This window comes from Cellulomonas citrea (assembly GCF_009829685.1).
GTDB classification, from domain to species: Bacteria; Actinomycetota; Actinomycetes; order Actinomycetales; family Cellulomonadaceae; genus Cellulomonas; species Cellulomonas citrea.
Map to the genome: position 1 here is coordinate 1 of NZ_VWSD01000023.1, position 21,501 is coordinate 21,501.

A 21,501-nucleotide genomic window follows, 5' to 3' on the forward strand; every position below is an offset into this window, starting at 1 on the left:
CCGCGCCGCCCGCCCGGCCGCCGCCCCTGGCCCGAGCGTCCAGCTCGGCGTCGATGCGGCGCGCGGCCCGCTCGTCGGATCGGGTCCATGCCGCGAGCAGCGCCACCAGGTACGGCATGGAGATGAGGTCCCCGCCGAACCACAGGGCGACGGCCCCCGCGGTCTGGTCGGCACGCAGCGACGGCCCCCAGGCCCGCCCGAGCGCGAGGTAGTGCTCGGGTGCGATGAGCGGCCCGAGCCACACGATCACCCCGAGCAGCCCGTCGACCAGGCTCTCGGCGAACGTGATGGCGAACGAGACGACGTGGGCCGGGGTGCCCGGCGCCGGGTCCACCCGCAGCCGGCTCCAGTAGTAGACGAACCCGCACCCCACCAGCCCGAACCGGATGAGCGCGTCCACCCACGCCTGGTCGAGCGTGACGGCGTACAGCCCGGTCAGGTAGAGCACGGGCAGCGGCACGAGCAACGCGAACGTCGCGGTGAGCGGCGACCCCAGCAGCGACGCGGGCCGCGAGCCGGCGACCCGCCGCAGCACCAGCACCACCCGCGCCGGCGCGGCTGCGAGCAGCAACGACACCGGCGCCCCCAGCGCCATGAGCATCGGCACCGCCATGAGCAGGACGACGTTTTGCACCGCGCGCGGCCAGAACAGCACCTGGTCGTACACCCCGAGGAACGAGCAGGTGCTCACCAGCATGACGAGTACGCCCGCGCTGAACGCCACACGGCGGCGCGCCGGCCAACCGTGCCGCCGCGCGGCGACCAGGTAGGCGGCCAGCACCGGCACCCCGACGACGAGGCTGGGCCAGTCAGCCGTCCACGACGTCAGCGCGGTCGTGAGCGTCAGCTCGGGGGGCACGGCTCAGTATCGGTCCGGGTGGGACGGCGTCGCGATGCCTCCGCGCTCGAGGCCAACCGTCTTCCGAGTCCGCGGTCGGCGTGCAGCGCAGACCGACCAGCACCGCGGTCGGCACCGTCAACGATCGATGGCGTATCACCCCTTCTCGTCAAGGCCGGGCTCCCCGATCGGGGCTTCTGGCTCGCGCGGCGCATCCGGCACGTCCGGTCGGCCCTCGTGGCAGCCCTGACCACGGCCGTCGCGCTGGTCGTGCCGCATCGAGCCCCAGGCCAGGAGCTCGTGCTCGTCGCCCTCTCCGTGGGTGGCTGGTCGTCCGCACCGCACTGCCCCGCCGCCGGATGCCTGCTGCGGAGCAGGGGGCGGCGTTCGATGCTCTCGACGCGCGGCAGATCCGGGAGGCCCTGCGGTTCGTGCGCGACCGAGCGGGCGGTCCCGCGGCGATCTCGTCGGTGGGCCTGTTCGTGAGCGACGGTGAGCGCTGGCGGCGCCATGCGGAGCTCCCGCTTCTCGGCACGTCAGCCGGTTCCTGACCTCGGCGCCCCGGCGCCGCTCAGGTCGCGCCGTTCGGTGATCGACCCCGAGCCGGTCGAGGTCGGTCGGGTCACCGTCCGGCTGGACGGCACTGATCGGCCGTACACCGTGACCGGCGGCGCCGACGCCGAGGCTGCGGCGCTCCTCGTCGTCGGCCGGATCCTGCGCGAGCAGCGGGCCGCGGGCGGGTGGCCCCCAGGGGTGACGCGCGCCGGTTGAGGCGCCAGGCGCACCTACCCCTGCATGTCCACGAACCGCGAGTAGTGCCCCTGGAACGCGACGGTGATCGTGTCGGTGGGCCCGTTGCGGTGCTTGGCGACGATGAGGTCGGCCTCGCCGGCCCGCGGGGACTCGCGTTCGTAGGCGTCCTCGCGGTGCAGCAGGATCACCATGTCGGCGTCCTGCTCGATGGAGTTGTGGGCGGCGATGCCGTTGGCCACGAAGTTGTGGGTGCCCAGCACGGTGGCGTCGAACACCTGCTGCTCACCGGCCGGCTCCACCGACATCACCCGGTCCCACAGCACGTCGTTGACGGCGTCCACGTCGAAGTCGGCCGCATCGAGCATCGCCGTGACCTGGGCGAGCGGGGCCCGACCGGTCGCCTCCCCGCGGTCGGCCGGCACTGCGCGGTCGGAAGGCACTGCGCGGTCAGACGGCACCGCGGGACCAGCCGCCACCGCAAGCTCGGCCGGGCCGCCCTGAGCAACCCGACCACCGTCGGCTGAGACCTCGTCACCGCGCGGCGACGGTGCGGCGACCACCGGGATGTGCCCGGACAGGCTCGGCGCCGTGCCCTGGGCCGGCACTCCGGCGACCACCTGGCCGACGCCGTGCCACACGGCCTCCCGGGCGAGCGCGGCCCGGGTCTCGGCGGCCGCGGCCTGGGCCTCGCGCACCGAGGTGAGCAGCCGGTCGGCCGCTGCGGCGCGCGCCCCGACCAGGCCGATCTCCTGCAGGAACCGGCGCTGGTCGTCCTGCCCGGTCACCTCCAGCCGCCACGACGGCACCCCGCCGGGGGTCGGCTGCACGATGCGGGTGCTGATCCCGAACCGCAGCAGCAGCGTGGCCACCTGGTCGACGAGCCGCCGCGAGGGCGAGCGGTACGCGATCTGCCCGCCGCGCCCGTGCGCATGCACCGCCACAGTCCCCGCCGCCGACCACAGGTGCCGCACGAACAGCGCGATCTGCTCCTTGGGCAGGCTCGCCACCGCCTCGGGCACGAACCGCTCGTCAGGCTCGGCGCGCAGCAGCCCCAGGTCGTCCAGCCAGTCCGCGACCGGCCCGCCCTCGCCGACGGCACCGCCGTCGGACCCCGACCCGTCCCGTGGCGCACCGGCGAGCCGCAGCACGATCGCCCGCGACCCCTGCTCACCCTGGGGCCGCGCCTCCCCGCCGAGCACGCCGACCGCCTCGGTGACCGCCTGCGCGCACACCGGGTCGGCCGTGAGGTACCGCACGTCGGCGCCGACGGAGTACGCACCGGCGGCGAGCAGGTGGGCGAGCAGCACGACGCGTCGGGCGTCCCAGGCGGTGGTCCGCTCGGGCCCCGGCACGTGCCGCGCCACACCGACGCGGTCGCCGACGGCGAGCTCACCGAGCGGCAGCCACCCGTCGTAGGTGAGGAACGGGTGGTTGGCGGTGGCGGTGACCTCACGCCCCGAGGCCAGCCGCAGCCGGTAGGTGGGCTTCACCCCGGTGGGGAAGACGTGGGTGAGGTGGCGGCGCACGTACTGCAGCCGCTCGTCCAGGGCCCAGACCGGCACGTCGCGCAGGCCCAGCGCGTGCAGCTCACCCAGCGAGGTGGCCGCACCGGTGTCGGCCCGCAGCACGGTGGTGTCCGCCGTGAGGCAGCCGGACTCGCGCAGGTCGGACATCTGCGGCTTCTTGTCGGTGCGCTGCTCGGGCCCACGGTTGAGCTGGGAGATCGCGATGACAGGGACCTCGAGCTCCTTGGCCAGCAGCTTGAGGGCGCGGGAGAACTCGCTGACCTCCTGCTGGCGCGACTCGACGCGTTTGCCCGAGCTCATGAGCTGCAGGTAGTCGATGACCACGAGCTTGAGGTCGTGCCGCTGCTTGAGCCGGCGGCACTTGGCCCGGATCTCCATAAGCGACATGTTCGGCGAGTCGTCGATGAACAGCGGCGCCTCGGAGATGCGACCCATCGTCGCGGCGACCTTGCGCCAGTCGTCCTCGTTCATCTGCCCGGTGCGCATCTTCTGCAGGTGCACCTTGGCCTCGGCCGACAGCAGACGCATGGTGATCTCGTTGCGGCTCATCTCCAGGGAGAACACCACCGAGGCCAGCCCGTGCTTGATCGAGGCCGAGCGTGCGATGTCGATGCCCAGAGTCGACTTGCCGATGGCCGGCCGCGCCGCGAGCACGATCATCTGGCCGGGGTGCAGCCCGTTGGTGAGCTTGTCCAGGTCGGCGAACCCGGTGGGGACCCCGTGCATCTGGCCGCCGCGCTGCCCGACGGACTCGATCTCGTCGACCGTGCCGGTGATGATGGCCGACAGCGGCAGGTAGTCCTCGCTGGCCCGCCGCTCGGTGACGGCGTAGACCTCGGCCTGGGCGTTGTTGACGAGCTCGTCGACGTCGCCGCCGTCGGCGCCGTAGCCGAGCTGGACGATGCGCGTCCCGGCCTCGACGAGCCGGCGCAGCACCGCCCGCTCACGCACGATGCGCGCGTAGTAGCCGGCGTTGGCCGCGGTCGGCACCGCCGCGATCAGGGTGTGCAGGTAAGGGGCGCCGCCCACCCGCGCCAGGTCGCCGCGCTTGGTGAGCTCGTCGGCCACCGTGACCGCGTCGGCCGGTTCGCCGCGCCCGTACAGGTCGGTGACCGCGTCGTAGATCGCCTCGTGCGCGGGGCGGTAGAAGTCGGTGCCGCGCAGCTGCTCGACGACGTCGGCGATGGCGTCCTTGCTGATCATCATGCCGCCGAGCACCGAGCGCTCCGCGTCCAGGTCCTGCGGCGGGGTCCGGTCGCCGCCGGTCCGGCCACCCTCGGGTGCCAGCCCGTACTCCAGCTCGTCGATCGTCACCGGCCGCCCACCGTTCGCCCCACCTGAGAGGACACCGTCCTACCAGGGCCCTCCGACACGTCCCCCGACCGCCGTGGTCCGACGGCCCGTCGGTTCCAGGCGGTCGTCCTTCGCGTCTGGGAGCGTAGGGGCTGGCGCCCCCGGCCACCACGCCGGATACACACAGGTGGAGGCGACCCTGTGGACAAGCGCGGAGAGTTGTCCACACATCGTGGACAGGGGTGTGGACGCATCGGGTGAAATCCCGCTCCGACCGGGCCCGTGACCTCGTCCGACGCCATGCACCGGCTGGGGACACCGGCCCGTTCGAGCCCCGTTCACGTGCTGGACAGCCCGTGTCCACCGCCGGCTGGGCGCGCGGTCGTGACCAGTCCGTTGCAGGCATGACCTCGATTCGTGACCTGTATCCGTGGTGCGGTAACCACACCGAAACGCGGCGGGCCTACGTTGCGTGCCAATCCCCGGCGCACACGCGTCGGGACGGGCTGTGCCGTCGCGCGACCCGACAACCACGGAGGTAGTACACATGCGCAGATCGACTCCGCGCCTGGCCGGAATGGCGATCCTCGTCACAGCCGGACTGGTGCTCGCCGGCTGTTCGTCGAAGTCGGCCGGCGGCGAGACCACCGCCTCGGGCTCGGCCACCGCGGCCGGCGCCCTGGCGATCACCCCGCTCGTCCAGGTGGACGCCTCCGGCAAGGAGGTCAAGAGCTCGGGGTCGAGCGCTGCGGCCACCCCCGCCGGCAAGGGCGGTGCCAAGTGCTCCGGCGTCTCCATCGCCATGGCGGGTGCCCTCACCGGCGCCAACGCCGCGCTGGGCATCAACATCCTCAACGGTCTGACCCTCGCGGTCGACGAGCACAACGCGGCCAACCCGGACTGCAAGGTCGAGGTCAAGCAGTTCGACACCGAGGGCGACCCGCAGAAGGCCACCCAGGTCGCCCCGCAGATCGTCTCCGACACCTCCGTGATCGGCCTGCTCGGCCCGGCGTTCTCCGGTGAGACCAAGGCGACCGGCCCGATCTTCAACCAGGCCGACCTGCTCTCGCTCACCGCGTCGGCCACCAACCCCGGTCTGACGAAGAACGGCTGGAGCAACTTCTTCCGCGGTCTGGGCAACGACAACTCCCAGGGCGGGGCCATCGCGTCCTACCTCAAGGACACGCTGGGCTACAAGAAGGTCTGCGTCGTCGCCGACGACTCCGACTACGGCATCGGCCTGGCCGAGGTCGTCACCCAGACCCTGGGCTCCGTCGCGGACTCCGCCTGCGCCGCCAAGGTCAAGACCGGCGACAAGGACTTCTCCGCGACCGTCCAGATCATCAAGGACGCCGCTCCGGACGCCGTGTACTACGGCGGCTACTACGCCGAGGCCGCGCCCCTGCTCTCCCAGCTGCGCTCGGGTGGCGTGACCGCCGCCTTCGCCTCCGGTGACGGCAGCAACGACCCCGAGTTCGTCAAGCAGGCCGGTGACGCCGCCAAGGACGCCTACCTGACCTGCCCGTGCGGCCCGGCTCCGGACGCGTTCGCCACGGCGTACAAGGCCAAGTTCAACATCGCCCCCGGCGTGTACTCGGTCGAGGCCTACGACCTCGGCACGATCATCCTCGCGGGCATCGACTCGGGCATCACCACGCGCTCCGACCTGGTGAAGTTCGTCGCCGGCTACGACGGCGTCGGCCTCGCCAAGTCCTACAAGTGGGACAAGACCGGCGAGCTCGCCTCCGCCAGCACCTGGGTGTACCAGGTCAAGTGATCGGCTGACGACGGCCGGATCCCCTCGGGGGTCCGGCCGTCGTCGCTTGTCGGCCCCGAATCGACCGGCGTAGCCTCCAGCGCCCGGTCTTCTCCCCTCAGAGGAGCAGCATGAGTGTCCTCGCAGTCGCCGGCGGTCAGCTCCTGGCGGACAGCGTCATCAGCTTCGACCTCGGTGCCCTGGCCCGGAACTTCTGGGCCCTGACCATCGACGGACTCACCTACGGCGCGATCTACGCCCTCGTCGCGGTCGGCTACACGCTGGTCTACGGCGTGCTGCGTCTCATCAACTTCGCGCACTCCGAGATCTTCATGCTCGGCATGTTCGGCCAGTACGCGACGCTCATGCTGCTCGGTTTCGGCCCCAGCGGGAACGCGTACTCCGAGGGCACGATGATGACCATCGTCTACCTCGGCATCGCGATGCTGGGCGGCATGGCCGTCGCCGGCGGCGCGGCCGTCGGCCTGGAGCGGGTCGCCTACCGGCCGCTGCGCAAACGCGGTGCACCCTCGCTGGTGTTCCTCATCACCGCGATCGGTGCCTCGTTCGTCATCCAGGAGTTCGTGCACTTCGTCCTGCCGAAGCTGACCGGCGGCACCCTCGGCGGCGTGAACGCCCAGCAGCCGATCCGCCTGGTCCAGGCCAGCGACGTCATCTCGTTCGCGAACACCTCGATCAGCAACATCGAGATCGTCATCGTGGTCTCCGCGCTCACGCTCGCGTTCGCGGCCGACGTCTTCATCAACCGCACCAAGTTCGGCCGCGGCATCCGCGCCGTCGCGCAGGACCCGGTCACCGCGACCCTCATGGGCGTCTCGCGTGAGCGGATCATCATGCTCACGTTCCTCATCGGCGGCATCCTCGCCGGTGCGGCCGCGCTGCTCTACACGCTGCGGGTGCCCAGCGGCATCCTGTACTCCGGTGGGTTCATCCTGGGCATCAAGGCGTTCTGCGCCGCGGTGCTCGGCGGCATCGGCAACCTGCGCGGCGCCCTGCTCGGCGGGCTGCTGCTCGGGGTCATGGAGCTGTACGGCCAGGCGCTGTTCGGCACCGAGTGGCGCGACGTGGTCGCGTTCGTGCTGCTCATCCTCGTGCTGATGTTCCGACCGACCGGCATCCTGGGCGAGTCCTTGGGGAGGGCCCGAGCATGAGCACCGAGACCACCAGCACCGTCGCCCACCTCGGCATCGGGGACCGGTTCCGCCTGTGGTGGGACGCGCTCGCCCGCCCGACGCAGTGGGCCGTCGGCGTGCCGTTCATCGTGCTCATCGCACTGCTGCCGATCATCAAGCCGCCGGTCCTCACGACCGTCGGCACCGACTTCGCCGGGGTCCTGGCGCAGTTCGGCATGTACGCGCTGCTGGCGATCGGCCTCAACGTCGTCGTCGGCCAGGCCGGTCTGCTCGACCTGGGCTACGTCGGGTTCTACGCGATCGGCGCCTACACCGTCGGTCTGCTCACCAGCCCCGACAGCCCGTGGAACCAGACGGACTCGTGGTTGTCGCAGAAGTGGGCCTGGCTGTTCGCGCTGCCGATCGCCATCGCCATCACGGCGATCTCGGGCCTCATCCTCGGGTCGCCGACGCTGCGGCTTCGCGGTGACTACCTGGCGATCGTGACCCTCGGGTTCGGCGAGATCGTCCGGCTGCTGGCAGACAACCTCACGACCATCACCGGCGGCGGCCGCGGGCTGTCCCGCATCGCGTACCCGATCGTCGGGGTGAGCGAGAGCCGACCCACCGGCTACTTCTCGGCCGGCAACAACCAGGCGCCCATCACCTCGGGCGTCGCCTGGTTCTGGTTGTCGATCGTGCTCATCATCGTCGTGCTGCTCGTCGTGGGGAACCTGCAGCGCTCACGCGTCGGGCGTGCCTGGGTGGCCATCCGGGAGGACGAGGACGCCGCCGAGATCATGGGGGTGCCCACCTTCAAGTTCAAGCTGTGGGCCTTCCTCATCGGCGCCTCGATCGGCGGCCTGTCCGGGGCTCTGTACGCCGGTCAGGTGCAGTTCGTCATCCCGACGACGTTCAACATCATCAACTCGACGCTGTTCCTGGTCGCGGTCGTCCTCGGCGGGCAGGGCAACAAGCTGGGCGTCATCCTCGGGGCGTTCGTCATCGTCTACCTGCCGAACTTCTTCCTCGGGCGCACCGAGCTGTTCGGCATCCCGATCAACGGCAACGAGATCGCGAACTACAAGTACCTGTTCTTCGGGCTGGCGCTCATCGTGCTGCTGATCTTCCGACCGCAGGGGCTGTTCCCCGCACGCCAGAAGCTGCTCGCGTACGGCCGCGAGGTCTACGTCGCGGCACGGCGTGCGGCGCTGGCCCTCACCCGCCCGACGAGCGACGAGACGACGGGAGGCAGCCGATGAGCACCACCCCGCACGACCCCGCGGCCGGTTCCGAGCACGGCGACCAGCACCTGGGCACCGACGAGGAGCTCGTCACCTCCGACACCATGCCCGAGGAGTTCCTGCCCGACGGCGGGGTCATCGAGACGGTCGCGGTCGACGTCGCCGACCTGCACCCCGAGCTGGCCGACGCCGAGCAGGTCGCCGAGCTCGTTGCCCCGGACCGGACGATCCGGGCCAAGGTCGGCGAGCCGCTGCTGCAGATGCAGCAGGTCACCATGAAGTTCGGTGGTCTGACCGCGCTCGACGACGTCACCTTCGACATCCGGCGTGGCGAGATCCTCGGCCTCATCGGACCGAACGGCGCGGGCAAGACCACCTGCTTCAACACGATGACGGGCGTCTACCGCCCGACCACCGGCCAGGTCGTCTTCGACGGCCGCCCGCTCGGGCGCACCAAGCGCAACGAGATCACCCGGCTCGGCATCGCCCGCACGTTCCAGAACATCCGGCTGTTCTCCGACATGACCGCGCTGGAGAACGTCGTCGTCGGGACGGACGCCCGGCACCGCACGTCGGTGCCCGGCGCGATCTTCCGCTCCCGACGCCACCGGGCGGAGGAGCGTGACGCCCTCGACCGCGGCATGGCGCTGCTGGAGTTCGTCGGCATCGGCCGCCGGGCCACCCAGCAGGCCCGCAACCTGCCCTACGGCGACCAGCGTCGCCTGGAGATCGCCCGGGCGCTGGCCACCGAGCCCAAGCTGCTGTGCCTGGACGAGCCGGCCGCCGGCTTCAACCCTGCGGAGAAGGAGGACCTCAAGGGCCTCATCCGCAAGATCCGCGACGACGGCTACACCGTGCTGCTCATCGAGCACGACATGCGCCTGGTGATGGGTGTGACGGACCGCGTCGTCGTGCTGGAGTTCGGCCGCAAGATCGCCGAGGGCCTGCCGGCGGAGGTCTCCGCCGACCCGGCCGTGATCGCCGCCTACCTGGGAGTGCCCGACGATGCCACTGCTTGAGCTCAAGGACATGTCGGTCGCCTACGGCCGGATCGAGGCCGTGCGCGGCATCTCGATCACCGTCGAGGAGGGCGAGCTGGTCACCCTCATCGGGGCCAACGGCGCCGGCAAGACCACGACGATGCGCGCCATCTCCGGCATCCGCCCCATCTCCGCGGGCTCGATCTGGTTCGACGGCAACGACATCTCCAAGATGAAGGCGCACGAGCGGGTGCTGCACGGCGTCATCCAGGCACCCGAGGGCCGCGGGGTGTTCCCCGGCATGACGGTCCTGGAGAACCTCGAGATGGGCGCCTACGCCCGGGTCTTCAAGACCAAGGCCGAGCACGACGCGACCCTGGGCCGCGTCTTCGAGCTGTTCCCGCGGCTCGAGGAGCGCAAGTCGCAGGTGGGCGGCACCATGTCCGGCGGTGAGCAGCAGATGCTCGCCATCGGCCGTGCGCTCATGGCCCGTCCGCGGCTGCTGCTGCTCGACGAGCCGTCGATGGGTCTCGCCCCCATGGTGATCCAGCAGATCTTCAAGATCATCACCGAGATCAACGACTCGGGCACCACCATCCTGCTCGTCGAGCAGAACGCCCAGCAGGCGCTGTCCCGTTCGGACCGGGCCTACATCCTGGAGACCGGCGAGGTCGTCACGACGGGTGAGGGCAAGGCCCTGCTCGCCGACCCGGCCGTCAAGCAGGCGTACCTGGGCGTGGCCTGAGCCGTATCCGCCCCAGCGCACCCGCGCTCCGTTAGCCTCCAAGAGCCGCGGGGGCCGGTGATCCTCCAGAGCCGTGACTCAGGTTCGTCCTGCCAGGTCCGCTGCCCCGACAGGGGTCGACCGGGCAGGGTTCTCCTGGGCGCGCGTCGCAGGGGGACACAGGGGCTCACATGGACGTCAGTCGTCGCACCATTCTCGGAACACTTGCGCTCAGCGCGGCGTCGTTCGCGCTGGCGGAGCCGGCAGTTGCCGTGGGACCCCGGAACGGAGTCGCCACGGCCTCGCCCCCCGGGCCGCAGACTCTGGGCATCACCGTCCTCCAGTCGGTGCTGCTGCGAACGTTCGAACCTGACTGGTCGCGCGAGACGACGCTCGCGGTCCCGCTCGTCGTCGAGCTGGCCGGCTTCGCGTCGGGCAGCGCAAACCTCGACGTGACGGTCGCCTTCGACCCCCGCCTGCTCGACGTGGTCGGAGACGTCATCCTCGCCGCCAACGACGCCGTGTGGACGGCTCGTGCGACACCACTGGTGGATGCCTCGGGCAGGGTGTCGTCACTGTCGTTCTCGGTCGCGCGGCCGTCAGAAAGGGCGCGTTCGAAGCCCTCCACCGTGGTGTCGCTTCCGCTGCGCCCGCGTCCCCTGTACCCCGTCGAGAATCTCGGCGTTCCCACTCCCTTCACCATCGTCGCGCGTCGTCCGGACACCGCACAGACCCGGACCTACTCGTGGTCCGCGCCCACCTCGACGAGCACCGTCGCGGTGTGGGGCGCGGTCGTGAGCGCCGGGTGGAGCGCAACGGACGGAGTGAACGGCACCTACCGCCTGCCCAGCGCACTCAGGGTGGAGAGTGTCGGACCACTTCCTGTGCCGTGCGGCACGCTGCTGACCATCGACTTGGACGCCGCCATCGTCGGCTCCTGCTCCGTCACCGCTGCCCTGCTCGAGTCCCCTCCTCCACCGGCACCGGCAGAGTCAGCTGCCGGTGGAGCCGGCTCCCAGACGGTCCGGCAACTCCTGGACGTCGGCGGGTTGGGCTGCGTCTCCACAGACGACGTCGGAACACTGCGCACCACGGTCCGCCTGCCACAGGTGCCGGCCCGTTCGTCGCTCGAGCTCACGGTGTCGTGTGCACCGACGGGCACGTCGGTCGGTCGCGCCGTGCGATTCGCCTCCGTCGCGCTCGTTGCCGCCGGCGGCGCACAGGAGCGTCTGCGCGACACCGGCGGCTACAGCACCGCCGACGTCACCGCGTCCGGGAACCCTCAGGTCGACGGCGTGGCCGTCGGGGTCGTCTGACCACGTCCCGCGCGCACGTCGAGAGGATCGCCATGTCTGACGTTCAGGTCGTGAAGGCCCAGCAGTGGGTCAACCGCACCTACTCCGGAGTCTCCGGCTACACCCCCGTCGTGGAGGACGGCATCACGGGTTGGCGCACCGTCTGGGCCCTCACCCGTGGGCTGCAGCACGAGCTGGGGATCACCGCGCTCTCGGACAACTTCGGCACGACGACCGAGTCGACGTTCACCGCGCTCGTCGGCAGCATCGACTCGACCACCAGCCGTCCGAACGTCGTGCGCATCCTTCGGTGCGCCCTTTGGTGCAAGGGATACACCGGCGGCGATGTCACCAAGGGGACGTTCGATGACGCGCTGGCGGCTGCGTGTGTCAGCGTGAAGACAGACATCGGGCTGGCGTCCCCGTCTGCCGCCATCACCGCCAAGATCATGAAGGCGCTCCTCACAATGGACGCGTACGTGACCTCCTTGCTCTACGGCGGCACCTCCGTCGTCCGCTCGGCGCAGCAGTGGCTCAACTCGACGTACCTGTCCCGGCGCGACTTCTATGTCGTACCTTGCGACGGCGTCTTCTCGCGCGATGTGCAGAAGGCGCTCATGCTCGCCATCCAGTACGAGCTGGGGATGGCTGACGGCGTGGCGAACGGCACCTTCGGGCCGGGAACGCAGATCGGCCTGAGGGCGAGCGCGGTAGTCAAGGTCGGCAGCAAGGACACCACGACCCGGTTCGTTCGGCTCTTCCAGGCCGCGCTGGTCTTCAACGGGTACCCCGTGAGTCTCGACGGCGTGTTCGCTGACGGGACGAAGCAGCAGGTCCTGGCCTTTCAGAGCTTCGCGGTCCTGGCAACCACCGGCAACGGCGACTACCAGACCTGGGCGTCGCTCCTGGTCAGCACCGGTGACCCCGATCGAATCTGCACCGTGGCCGACACCAGCACCCCGCTGGACGCGCTCAAGGCGAGGGCGCTCGTCACCGCCGGCTACGGGGTCGTCGGACGCTACCTCAGCGTCGAAGGCAAGCGGATCGGCGCCGCCGAGATCCCACTCATCCACAAGGCCGGGTTGCGGCTGTTCACCGTCTACCAGGAGTCGAACAACGAGGCGAAGTGGTTCACCTACGACATCGGGTTTTCGCAGGGCTGGCACGCGCAGCTTCGTGCCAGGCAGCTGGGCATCAAGCCGGGAGCGACCATCTGGTTCCCGGTGGACTTCGATGCCACGGAGGACGACATCGCCACACTTGTGGTCCCTTACTTCAACGGCGTGAATGCCGGACTCAACCGGGCCAAGGGCGGAGAGTTCACGGTGGGGGTGTACGGCGCCCGGCATGTCTGTCAGCGAGTGTGCGACTACGGCTTGGCGACAACGCCCTGGGTCTCCGGCATACCCCGCGGGTGGAGCGGCAACCTCGGGTTCCCGCTTCCGGCTGCCTGGGCGTTCGACCAGATTGCGACGGTGTCCGTCGGGACCGGCGCCGGTCTGGTCACGATCGACAAGAACGTCGTGTCCACCCGGGCGAAGAGCCTCGGTCCGTCGGACGTCGTCCCGGTGCCCACGATCAGCAAGGCCGATGGCACTGCAACCTTTCACCCATACTTCACGCCCCTGACCCAGCTGACCTACGAGGCCGAGACGTACGTCGAGGCGAGTCCGCTCGAGCCGGTCGTCCGGCCGGTCCTCAACGACTTCGTCCTCCACCAGCTTCAGCGGGCCGTGTACTGGGACCCGCAGTGGATCGCCTACACCCCCCTGCCAGAGACCGTCGCCAGTGCGGTTGGCTCACTGTCGCCGATGGTGCAGACGGCGGCTGCGGCCGTCTCGCTCGCCCGCGACCTGTTCTACGTGAACGCAACCGCGACCTGCCCGGCCAGCTCCTACGAAGGAGACATCCCGCACTTCGCCGCGACCGCGCGGTCCTACACGACCTGGGGAAACCCCGGTTCCCCTGACACCACAGGTGTCGGCGACCTGGGCGGCTGGGCTCTCGACCTGGTGACCTTCTGGGCGGACTACGTCGACGCCCGCCAGACGGACTCGACCTTGCGCGTCCCGGCATACTGCGCCAAGTTCCTCGGCGTCGACGGCGTCGGTTCGCGGTTCGGCGGGAAGGACCTGATCTCCGACATGGACGCATACCTCGCATTCCGGAGGATGGACGGCACTCGGCGGATCGATGACATCGTCCGCGAGATCCTGGTCAACTGCCAGAGCGACCCGCGATGGCGCTTCCGAGCCTTCTTCGCTGGGCGCTTCAATAACTCGGCCGCTACTGCGCGTGCCGCGGTGACGCACCTCTTCAAGTCTGACTTCACCGTTTGGGTCAGCCTTCCCGTGATGGCGAAGATCGGCGGACGTCGAAAGCCGGGCGAGGTGGTCAGCGGGGGGCCGACGGGCCAGGAGTTGGCCGACGAGCTTCCGCAGCTCGCCAGTGCCTTCGCGACGGTCATCCAACCGTGACCCAGAGTCCCCAGCCGGATCAGCGCAGGCACCGTCGTGATGTACTCGCGACGACGTGGTCACTGGCTGTCGCGGCCCAGACGACCACGTCGTACTTTTGGCTCCCGTTCCTGGACTACTCGCCAGCCAGGGTTCGTCCCGTCGTCGTCGCCACCGGCGTCGCTGCTGTGCTGTCAGTCGTCCTGATCGGCCGCGCCGCTCGGCGGCGCGCGGTTCGCGAACGCGGGACTCCGGCTTCGGAGTACAAGCCCGTCGTCGTCGCGTCGTCCCTCAGCCTGGCCTTGGTAGTCCTGGGGGTGAGCTGGCTGGCGCTGGTCACACCGCTCCACGAGATGTTCGGCTACCAGCGCCGCTTCACGGTCGAGCTCCTGATGCCTGCCACCGCGCCACTCGTCTCGGTGCTCAGCCTGGCTTCGTTGCGCAGGGTCCGCGGGTCACCGCGGTGGGTCGTCATGCGGACCGTGACACTCGCCGTCGCTCTCTACGCGGCGGCCGTGTTCGTCATCCTCTGGAACTACCGGACCCCGGCATGACGAAGACGCTTGACCAAGTGTGCCTCGCTTGTCGCCACAAGATCAACGATGGCTGTTCGCGATCGTGGGCCGCTGAATGCCGACCGCGCGCCCGCGGGTGGGCGTCGGATGATAGTCCAGCTTTTCATCACCACAACTAGGGGGATTTCTGAGATGGATCAATCACGACGGATCGGACGAGTCGCTGCGGCGCTCGCGTCACTCGCATTGGCAGCCGGTGGTGCCGTCGCTCTCGCCGCGCCCGCGAGCGCCGCTGGCACCGTTCATGGGTGCAACTACATGGACTTGTACTACAACGACGGATACTACCTTGTATACGTGCCCAAGTTTACGGACGGCGTAAGCTCATTCTGGTGTTGGAACCAAAAGGGCGATGTGTCCCGTCCAGATAGCGGCGAAATCGGCAAGATTCAGGAGGCACTGAACCTGTGTAATGGCGCAAGCCTCGCGACTGACGGGGTCTACGGCGAACTGACCAAGCAGGCGGTCATGGCTGTCCAGAGGAGCGCCGGGATCACTCAGGACGGGGTCTACGGTCCCGCCACCATGAGAGCCATGAAGTGGCCTCGATACCGAAATGTCACCGGCGAACCGCGGTCCGGCTGCTGGCAGATGTGATTCCGGTCGCCTTCGCTGGCGACCCGTCGCAGCACGTGACGAAGGCCCCGCACCGGCGAACCGGGCGGGGCCTTCGTGGTGCTGCTGGCGTCAGGCGCCGGCGACGACCTTGACGGTCACCTTGGCGGAGACCTCCGGGTGCAGCCGGACCGAGACGGTGTACTCGCCCAGGGACTTGATCGGCTGACCGATCTCGACCTTGCGCTTGTCGATCGCGGGGGCACCCGCGGCGACGACGGCCTCGGCGATCTCGGTGGTGCTGACGGCACCGAAGAGGCGACCGCCAGGACCGGCCTTCGCGGTCACCGTGACGACCCGAGCGGCGAGCGCGTCGCGCAGGGCGCGGGCGTCCTCGAGGGTCGCGACCTCGCGGGCCTTGCGGGCCCGACGGATGGACGACACGTTCTTCTCGGCGCCCTTGGTCCAGGCCTCGGCCAGACCACGCGGCAGCAGGTAGTTGCGCGCGTAGCCGTCCTTGACCTCGACGATGTCGCCGGGCTCACCGAGACCGGTGACCTCGTGCGTGAGGATGAGCTTGGCCATGATGGTCCCCTTCCTCAGCGCGCCGACGACGAGTACGGCAGCAGGGCCATCTCGCGCGCGTTCTTCACGGCACGGGCGATGGCACGCTGCTCCTGGACCGACACGCCGGTGACACGGCGGGCGCGGATCTTCCCGCGGTCGGAGATGAACTTGCGCAGAAGGGCCGTGTCCTTGTAGTCGACCGCCTCGATCTTGGCGGACTTCAGCGGGTTGGCCTTCTTCTTGGGCTTGCGGACGACCGGCTTGGCCATCGTGGTGCTCCTTGTCTCGCGGAGCCCCGGGCTTTGCCAGGCCCGGGGATGGGGTGGATCAGAAGGGGGGCTCGTCGGAGAAGCTGCCCGACCCGCCCGCGGGCGTGGCCCACGGGTCGTCGGTGCTGGCAGCCGGCGAACCACCGGAGGAGAAGCCGCCCGAGGACGAGCCGCCGAAGCTGCCGCCACCGGACCGCTGCGTGCGAGTCACCTTCGCGGTGGCGTACCGGAGCGACGGGCCGACCTCGTCGACCTGCAGCTCCACCACCGTGCGCTTCTCGCCCTCACGCGTCTCGTACGAGCGCTGGATGAGACGGCCGGTGACGATCACCCGGGTGCCCTTGGTGAGGGACTCGGCGACCGACTCGGCTGCCTCGCGCCAGATCGAGCAGCGCATGAACAGCGTGTCGCCGTCCTTCCACTCGTTGCTCTGGCGGTCGAACGTGCGCGGCGTGCTCGCCACCGTGAAGTTCGCCACCGCGGCCCCGGACGGCGTGAAACGCAGCTCGGGGTCACCGGTCAGGTTCCCGACCAGGGTCAGGACGGTCTCACCAGCCATGGAAGCTCCTGTGCTCGAACGGACGTGCTCGTACGCGTCGCAGCGACGCGGACCGGGCTCAGGCCTCGGCGCGCATCACCTTGGTACGCAGGACGACCTCGTTGAGCCCGAGCTGGCGGTCCAGCTCGGCGGCCGTGGCCGGCGAGGCGTGGAAGTCCACGACGGCGTAGATGCCCTCGGACTTCTTCTTGATGTCGTAGGCCAGGCGACGCCGGCCCCAGATGTCGACCTTGTCCACGGTGCCGCCGTCGTTCTTCACGACGGACAGGTACTTGTCGAGCGAAGGAGCAACGGTGCGCTCCTCGATCTCGGGGTCGAGGATGATCATGATCTCGTACTGACGCAGGCTCATACCCACCTCCTCTGGTCTTCGCGGCCACGGTCGGTCCGTGGCAGGAGGGTGCAGCAGCGTCGTCACATCCCGGGACGGGCCCGGGGATGGCAACGGGCCATGGTAGCGGCCGGGTGGCGCCGCTGCGAAATCTCGGTGCGGGCTCAGCCGCCTGCCGCGGCCGCGCTGGCCGTCGGGGTCGGCGCCGGGGGGGTCGGCGTCGGGGTGGGCGGCGGTCCGGTGGAGATCACCAGGGTGACCTCGGAGCCGGCCTCCACGGTGGCACCCGACCCGGGGTCGGTGCGCACCACCCGGCCGACCGGCACGCTCGCCGACGGCTCCGAGACGATCTTGGGCACCAGCCCGGCGGCCGTGACCGCGGCGCTGGCGTCGGCCTCGAGCTTGTTGGTGAGCGAGGCGGGCACCACGGCGGTGGTCGGCGCGGCCGTGGTGGGCGCGTCGGTCGGCGTGTCGGCCGCCGTCGGGGTCGGCGCGGCGGTCTGCCCGACGTTCGCGCGGTCCGGGAACGGGGTGTCGGTGGCGTACGGAGCCATCGCGAGCACCGGCTTCATGTAGTCGGCCCACAGCGCGGCCGGCCACGTCCCACCCGTGACCTGGCTGACCCCGCCGAACGGGGTGATCGTGTCCTGGCCCTTGCCGTCGTCGGCCACCTGGGACATCGCCACAGCCGTGACGATGTTCGTGGTGAAGCCGACGAACCAGGCCGACTTGTTGTTCGTCGACGTCCCGGTCTTGCCCGCGATGGTCCGGTCGAGCGGGTGGATGTACTTGTAGCCCGACCCGTCCTTCTGGGACACGACCTGCTGCATCGCGTACGTCGTGTCCGCCATCACGTCGGGGGCGAAGACCCGCTTCGCCGTGGTGTCGGCCGTGTAGGCGGTGGTGCCGGTGGAGTTGAGCACCGAGGCGACCAGGTGGGGCTTGACCCGCATCCCCTGGGCGGCCAGCACGCCGTAGGCCGAGGCCATGTCGAGCGGGTGCACTGAGTCCGAGCCCAGCACGTTGGACAGCGCGCCGTTCTGCTCGGTGGTGATCCCAGCCCGGGTGGCGACGTCGGCCGTGGCCTTCGCGCCGACCTCGACGTTGAGCTGGGCGTAGACGGTGTTCACCGAGTCCTCGGTGGCCTTGACCAGGTCGATCCGACCGAAGCTCTGGCCCACGAAGTTCGTGACGTCCACCGGCTTGCCGTCCTTGTCGACCCAGCCGTCGATCTTCTGCGGGCTGGCACCGCTGAACGTCGTCGTCAGCGGGATGCCCTTCTCGAGCGCGGCGATGAGGGTGAACGGCTTGTAGGTCGACCCGGCCTGGACCGCGTCCTTGGTGACCCGGTTGACCTGGTCGGCGACGAAGTCCTGGCCCGAGTACAGCGAGAGGATCCCGCCCGTGGCCGGGTCGATCGAGGTGATCCCGAGCTTGAGCTTCGGGTCGGGCGCCGAGCCCTTGCTCAACGACCCGTTGAGCAGGTCGCCCGCGGAGCGGATCGCCTCGTTCTGCACCGACTCCTTGACGGTGGTGACGATCGAGTAGCCACCACGCATCACCTGCTCGTCGGTGAGCCCCAGGGCGGTGCCGACCTCGTCGCGGGCCATGACGAGCAGGTAGCCGTTGGGACCCGCATAGCTGGCGCTCACCGGCTGGGCGACGGTGGCGGGGAACTGCTGGGCGGCACGGTCCGTGGCCGACAACCAGCCCTGCTGCACCATGTAGTCCAGGGTCCTGGTCCAGCGCGCCTGGGCCTTGTCCGGGCTCACCGCGGGGTCCCAGTTGCCCGGCGAGGGGATGATCCCGGCCAGCATGGCGGCCTGGGAGACCGTGAGGTCCTTGGCGTCGACGCCGAAGTACGACTGGGCGGCTGCCTGGATGCCGTACGAGCCGCGGCCGAAGTAGATGGTGTTGAGGTAGCGGCCGAGGATCTCGGACTTGGACTCGGTCTGCCCGATCTTGATGGCGAGCAGCGCCTCCTTGGCCTTGCCCACGTAGTCGTGCGTCGCACCCAGGTAGTAGTTCTCGACGTACTGCTGCGTGAGCGTCGACCCACCCTGTCGCGCACCGCCGCTGAGGTTGTTCACCAGGGCCCGGAAGATGCCCTTGATGTCGACACCCGGGTTGGTGAAGAAGCTCTGGTCCTCCGAGGCGACCACCGCCTGGCCGACGAACTGCGGCAACGTCGCGTAGTCGACGATCTCCCGCTTGGTGCCCGGGTAGCTGCCGATGAGGTTGCCGCGCGGCGACTTCCCGTCCTCGGAGGCGAAGTAGACCTTGGTGGTCTGGTCGGTGACGCTGGCGGTCGGGTCCGGCACCTTGATCGTGGCGTAGGCGGCCACGACGACACCGAGCACGAGGAAACCGAGCCCGAGGGTCGTCGCCACGACGATCCGCCACGAGGGCAGCCACCGGTGCAGCCCGGTGTAGCCGGGGCGCGGGTAGTTCCAGAACCGGTTCGGGGCGTCCTTGCCGCCGGGCCGGGTCGGGCGCCCCGCGGCGCGCGAGCTGCCGCGCCGCGCGTCCGACCGTGCCGGACGCCCGGTCTTCCCAGCCACACAGACTCCCTCGGGTTGCACCTGTAGGGCGTTGCCGTAGGGCGGCAGCGCCGTTCCGCGCCTTCCAGTATGGAGGACCGACCGCGGCAGCCAAGCGCCGCCACCCCTTCAGCCCGCCCTCTTCACGGGATCGGCACCAGCGGTGTCGGCCGGGTCACGTTGTGCGGACATGTCGCCGTGGCATAGCCTGCTGATGTATCACCTCGATACATCGAGTTCCCCGCCCCCTCGGGTCCTGGTCGCGCTGACGCCGGCCGACCGCCGGCGGCGAGGTCCAGGACCGGGCAGGAGGCAGGACGTGCGCGCTCGTTCCGACGTGCTCGACCACGCGATCCTCGGCCTGCTGCACGGCTCCCCCATGCACGGCTACGAGCTGCGCAAGCAGCTGAACCTCGTGCTCGGCTCGTTCCGCGCGCTGTCCTACGGCTCGCTCTACCCGGCCCTGCGCCAGCTCGCCGAACGCGGGCTCATCGTCGGGTCGGACGCCGTCGTCGAGGACCGTCCGGTGGCGAGCAAGCGGGCGCGCATCGTCTACCAGCTCACCGCCGCCGGCAAGGAGCTGCTCGGCGAGGTGCTCGGCTCGGCCGGTCCCTCCGCCTGGGACGACGAGGAGTTCGACGTCCGGTTCGCGTTCTTCGCCCAGACCGACGCCGAGACGCGGCTGCGGATCCTCGAAGGCCGGCGCACCCGGCTGACCGAGCGGCTCGAGCTCGTCCGGCAGTCCTTCGCCCGCGGTCGCGAGCGGATGGACGAGTACACCTCCGAGCTGCAGCGCCACGGCCTCGAGCAGGTCGAGCACGAGGTCGCCTGGCTCGACCGGCTCATCGACACCGAGCGGGCCGGACGGCCCGCCCGCACACCCGGTACCGGCAGCTCAGTCGGTACCGACCCAACCGCCGGCCCGCACCGCGGTGCCGCGACGGCCAAACCGAAGAAGGAGTGAGGATGGGTTCCATCCGCGTAGCGATCGTCGGGGTCGGCAACTGCGCCTCGTCGCTTGTCCAGGGTGTCCAGTACTACAAGGACGCGCCGGACGACAGCCAGGTCCCCGGGCTCATGCACGTGCGCTTCGGTGACTACCACGTGAGCGACGTCCAGTTCGTCGCCGCGTTCGACGTCGACGCCAAGAAGGTCGGCTTCGACCTGTCGGAGGCCATCGGCAACTCCGAGAACAACACCATCAAGATCGCCGACGTGCCGCCGCTGGGCGTCACCGTCCAGCGTGGCCACACCTTCGACGGCCTCGGCAAGTACTACTCCGAGACCATCGAGGAGTCGGATGCCGAGCCGGTCGACATCGTCCAGACGCTCAAGGACCTCAAGGTCGACGTCCTGGTCTCCTACCTGCCGGTGGGTTCGGAGGTGGCCGACAAGTTCTACGCGCAGTGCTGCATCGACGCGAAGGTCGCCTTCGTCAACGCGCTGCCGGTGTTCATCGCCTCCGACCCGGAGTGGGCGGCCAAGTTCGAGGCCGCCGGCGTCCCGATCGTTGGCGACGACATCAAGTCGCAGGTCGGCGCCACCATCACGCACCGCGTGCTGGCCCGCCTGTTCGAGGACCGCGGCGTCATCCTGGACCGCACGTACCAGCTGAACGTCGGCGGCAACATGGACTTCAAGAACATGCTGGAGCGCGAGCGCCTGCAGTCCAAGAAGATCTCCAAGACGCAGTCGGTCACCTCGAACATGGACCACGAGCTGGCCCCCCGCAACGTGCACATCGGCCCGTCGGACTACATCGCGTGGCTCGACGACCGCAAGTGGGCCTACGTGCGCCTTGAGGGTCGCGCGTTCGGCGAGGTGCCCCTCAACCTCGAGTACAAGCTCGAGGTGTGGGACTCCCCGAACTCGGCCGGCATCATCATCGACGCCGTCCGCGCCGCGAAGATCGCCAAGGACCGTGGCATCGGCGGCCCGATCCTGTCGGCCGCGACCTACCTCATGAAGTCCCCGCCGGTGCAGATGGAGGACACGAAGGGCCGCGCGGCCCTCGAGGCCTTCATCCGCGGCGAGAACGAGCGCTGAGGTAGCCCAGCACCGTTCGAGCGACGAAGGGCCGTTCCCTGCGGGGGGCGGCCCTTCGTCG

The 21,501-nt window shown here is 69.8% G+C and carries 19 protein-coding genes; 12 read left to right on the forward strand and 7 right to left on the reverse strand.

Features of this window, described 5'->3' with window-relative positions; all coding sequences use genetic code 11:
- Window positions 1–859, reverse strand: an 859-nt coding sequence (locus F2B26_RS04500; protein WP_159806879.1) for a cytochrome c oxidase assembly protein, incomplete at its 3' end; no start/stop codon positions are given.
- A 567-nt stretch (window positions 860–1,426) separates the two neighbouring features.
- Here F2B26_RS04500 and F2B26_RS04505 point away from each other — a divergent pair.
- Complete coding sequence (locus F2B26_RS04505) at window positions 1,427–1,609, forward strand: hypothetical protein (RefSeq protein ID WP_159806881.1); 183 nt, start codon at window positions 1,427–1,429, stop codon at window positions 1,607–1,609.
- Between the two features lie 14 nt (window positions 1,610–1,623).
- Here F2B26_RS04505 and F2B26_RS04510 read toward each other — a convergent pair whose 3' ends face one another.
- Window positions 1,624–4,431, reverse strand: a complete 2,808-nt coding sequence (locus F2B26_RS04510; RefSeq protein ID WP_159806883.1) for a replicative DNA helicase — start codon at window positions 4,429–4,431, stop codon at window positions 1,624–1,626.
- A 526-nt stretch (window positions 4,432–4,957) separates the two neighbouring features.
- Between F2B26_RS04510 and F2B26_RS04515 the strand changes: the two genes are divergently transcribed.
- The 9 genes from F2B26_RS04515 (at window position 4,958) to F2B26_RS04555 (ending at window position 15,170) form a co-directional block, all read left to right on the forward strand.
- Window positions 4,958–6,187, forward strand: coding sequence for a branched-chain amino acid ABC transporter substrate-binding protein (locus F2B26_RS04515; RefSeq protein ID WP_159806885.1), 1,230 nt, complete (start codon window positions 4,958–4,960; stop codon window positions 6,185–6,187).
- A 110-nt stretch (window positions 6,188–6,297) separates the two neighbouring features.
- On the forward strand, window positions 6,298–7,338 hold the full coding sequence (locus tag F2B26_RS04520) for a branched-chain amino acid ABC transporter permease (RefSeq protein ID WP_159806887.1): 1,041 nt from the start codon (window positions 6,298–6,300) through the stop codon (window positions 7,336–7,338).
- A complete protein-coding gene (locus F2B26_RS04525) occupies window positions 7,335–8,561 on the forward strand; it encodes a branched-chain amino acid ABC transporter permease (RefSeq protein WP_159806889.1) in 1,227 nt (408 codons plus the stop codon). The genes F2B26_RS04520 and F2B26_RS04525 overlap by 4 nt, the downstream gene beginning before the upstream one ends.
- Window positions 8,558–9,562, forward strand: a complete 1,005-nt coding sequence (locus F2B26_RS04530; RefSeq protein ID WP_159806891.1) for an ABC transporter ATP-binding protein — start codon at window positions 8,558–8,560, stop codon at window positions 9,560–9,562. The genes F2B26_RS04525 and F2B26_RS04530 overlap by 4 nt, the downstream gene beginning before the upstream one ends.
- Window positions 9,549–10,268: an ABC transporter ATP-binding protein gene (locus F2B26_RS04535; RefSeq protein ID WP_159806893.1), complete on the forward strand. Its 720-nt coding sequence runs from the start codon at window positions 9,549–9,551 to the stop codon at window positions 10,266–10,268. Before F2B26_RS04530 ends, F2B26_RS04535 begins: the two co-directional genes overlap by 14 nt.
- Before the next feature lie 170 nt (window positions 10,269–10,438).
- Window positions 10,439–11,563, forward strand: a complete 1,125-nt coding sequence (locus F2B26_RS04540) for a hypothetical protein (protein ID WP_159806895.1) — start codon at window positions 10,439–10,441, stop codon at window positions 11,561–11,563.
- A gap of 32 nt (window positions 11,564–11,595) precedes the next feature.
- Window positions 11,596–14,019, forward strand: a complete 2,424-nt coding sequence (locus tag F2B26_RS04545; RefSeq protein ID WP_159806897.1) for a glycoside hydrolase domain-containing protein — start codon at window positions 11,596–11,598, stop codon at window positions 14,017–14,019.
- Window positions 14,016–14,552, forward strand: coding sequence for a hypothetical protein (locus F2B26_RS04550; RefSeq protein ID WP_159806899.1), 537 nt, complete (start codon window positions 14,016–14,018; stop codon window positions 14,550–14,552). The genes F2B26_RS04545 and F2B26_RS04550 overlap by 4 nt, the downstream gene beginning before the upstream one ends.
- Window positions 14,553–14,600: 48 nt before the next feature.
- Window positions 14,601–15,170 carry a peptidoglycan-binding domain-containing protein gene (locus F2B26_RS04555; protein ID WP_159806901.1) on the forward strand — a complete coding sequence of 190 codons (570 nt, stop codon included), beginning with the start codon at window positions 14,601–14,603 and terminating at the stop codon, window positions 15,168–15,170.
- Window positions 15,171–15,260: 90 nt separating this feature from the next.
- On the opposite strand, the gene rplI is transcribed toward F2B26_RS04555, so the two are convergent.
- From rplI to F2B26_RS04580, 5 genes are all read right to left on the reverse strand, one after another.
- Window positions 15,261–15,713, reverse strand: coding sequence for a 50S ribosomal protein L9 (rplI, locus tag F2B26_RS04560; protein WP_159806903.1), 453 nt, complete (start codon window positions 15,711–15,713; stop codon window positions 15,261–15,263).
- A gap of 14 nt (window positions 15,714–15,727) precedes the next feature.
- On the reverse strand, window positions 15,728–15,964 hold the full coding sequence (rpsR, locus tag F2B26_RS04565) for a 30S ribosomal protein S18 (RefSeq protein WP_159806905.1): 237 nt from the start codon (window positions 15,962–15,964) through the stop codon (window positions 15,728–15,730).
- Between the two features lie 58 nt (window positions 15,965–16,022).
- A complete protein-coding gene (locus tag F2B26_RS04570; RefSeq protein WP_159806907.1) occupies window positions 16,023–16,523 on the reverse strand; it encodes a single-stranded DNA-binding protein in 501 nt (166 codons plus the stop codon).
- Window positions 16,524–16,581: 58 nt separating this feature from the next.
- On the reverse strand, window positions 16,582–16,875 hold the full coding sequence (gene rpsF / locus F2B26_RS04575; protein ID WP_159806909.1) for a 30S ribosomal protein S6: 294 nt from the start codon (window positions 16,873–16,875) through the stop codon (window positions 16,582–16,584).
- 143 nt (window positions 16,876–17,018) lie between these two features.
- A complete protein-coding gene (locus F2B26_RS04580; protein WP_159806911.1) occupies window positions 17,019–19,415 on the reverse strand; it encodes a transglycosylase domain-containing protein in 2,397 nt (798 codons plus the stop codon).
- 298 nt (window positions 19,416–19,713) lie between these two features.
- Here F2B26_RS04580 and F2B26_RS04585 point away from each other — a divergent pair, with 298 nt between their 5' ends.
- Entirely contained in the window at window positions 19,714–20,358 is a 645-nt protein-coding gene (locus tag F2B26_RS04585; protein ID WP_159806913.1) for a PadR family transcriptional regulator, read from the forward strand.
- Between the two features lie 2 nt (window positions 20,359–20,360).
- On the forward strand, window positions 20,361–21,440 hold the full coding sequence (locus tag F2B26_RS04590; RefSeq protein WP_159806915.1) for an inositol-3-phosphate synthase: 1,080 nt from the start codon (window positions 20,361–20,363) through the stop codon (window positions 21,438–21,440).
- The last annotated feature ends 61 nt before the right edge of the window (window positions 21,441–21,501 follow it).